1 protein-coding gene is annotated in these 1,670 nt (G+C 66.3%); it reads left to right on the top strand.

Features of this window, described 5'->3' with window-relative positions; translation table 11 throughout:
• Positions 1–105 precede the first annotated feature (105 nt).
• Complete coding sequence (locus GP2_RS20725) at positions 106–1,500, top strand: IS1380 family transposase (RefSeq protein WP_040527683.1); 1,395 nt, start codon at positions 106–108, stop codon at positions 1,498–1,500.
• The last annotated feature ends 170 nt before the right edge of the window (positions 1,501–1,670 follow it).

A 1,670-nucleotide genomic window follows, 5' to 3' on the forward strand; every position in this document is an offset into this window, starting at 1 on the left:
GCCTTTCACGATGATTCCGTGTCGTGAATAAAGAATGGTGCCCTGACCTGGGATGATTGGACTTACCACAGTTTCAATCGGACCAGTTCGAGGAGCACCATTCAGGTGAGTAAGTCTACGTCGTGCTACCCGTCGTTGTCTGTCGATGGCTCCGGAACCGGAGTGGTGTCACACGCCGGCGCGACGGTCCTGCTGCGGGCAGCCGAGAAAACCGGCCTGAACAGCGGATTGTCGACGGCACTGGCGCGGTGGCGCAAACCCCTGGCCACCCACGATCCGGGCAAGATCCTGCTCGACCTCGCCGTCGCGGTCGCCCTGGGCGGCGACTGTTTGGCCGACATCAACCAGGTGCGTGCCGTACCAGCGGTGTTCGGGCCGGTTGCCTCGGACCCGACGGTCTCGCGGCTGATCTCCGCGCTGGCCGCCGATGCGCCCGCAGCCTTATCGGCGATCAACACCGCCCGCGCCGCCGCCCGGGAGCAGGCGTGGACCGCGGCTGGCACCGCAGCCCCCAACCACGACCGTGACGTGCGGCACCCGTTGATCATCGATCTCGACGCCACCCTGGTCACCGCACACTCCGAGAAGGAACACGCCACCCCAAACTGGAAGAAAGGGTTCGGCTTTCACCCGTTGTGTGCGTTCGCCGATCACCAAGCCGCCGGGACCGGCGAACCACTGTCGATCCTGCTGCGGCCGGGGAATGCCGGGTCGAATACCGCTGCTGATCACATCACCGTCGTCGAGTATGCGTTGGCGCAGGTGCCCGGCATCGACGGTTATCGGGTCGGCAAAACCGTGTTGATCCGCGCCGATTCCGCCGGCGGTACCCACGACTTCCTCGACTATCTGACCAGACGGCGGCTGGCCTACTCGGTCGGATTCGGACTGACCGAGGCCATCGCCGAGATCATCGACCGACTGTCGCCGGAAGCGTGGACGCCGGCCTATGACGCCGACGGTGTGGAGCGGGACGGGGCGTGGGTTGCGGAAGTGACTGGCATGCTGGGTCTTTCGGGCTGGCCTGAGGGGATGCGGGTGATCGTCAGGAAGGAGCGTCCGCATCCGGGGGCGCAGTTGCGGTTCACCGACTCCGACGGCATGCGGTTGACCGCGTTCGCCACCAACACATCGCGAGGCCAGTTGGCCGAGCTCGAACTGCGCCACCGGCGCCGCGCCCGCTGCGAGGACCGGATCCGTACCGCCAAAGACTGCGGATTGACGAACCTTCCGCTGCACGGGTTTGATCAGAACCGCATCTGGTGTGCCATCGTCGCGGTGGCGTGTGAGTTGATCGCCTGGACCCAGATGCTGGCCTTCGACGCCACCCCGGCCCGGCGGTGGGAACCGAAACGGCTACGTCTGCAAGTATTTTCGATCGCCGCCCGGCTGACTCGTCACGCGCGGCGGACCCGACTCAAACTCGCCGCCACCGCACCCCACCTCCAGTTGCTGCTCGACGGACTCACCCGACTCGCAGCACTTCCCGACCCCGGCTGACGCCGGCCGTCCTGACCCACCGACCGAAAGGACAACGCACTTCGGGGCCGTGAACCCCGACGCCCACCGACGCTCGGCCACACACTCACGGCCTCGGTCCGGAATCCGGTCCTCAGACCACTTCACCGGACCGACTCACGCGGCGGGCGTCACCCCGCGAAACATCGAGG

Source organism: Gordonia paraffinivorans NBRC 108238 (genome assembly GCF_000344155.1).
Lineage (GTDB): Bacteria > Actinomycetota > Actinomycetes > Mycobacteriales > Mycobacteriaceae > Gordonia > Gordonia paraffinivorans.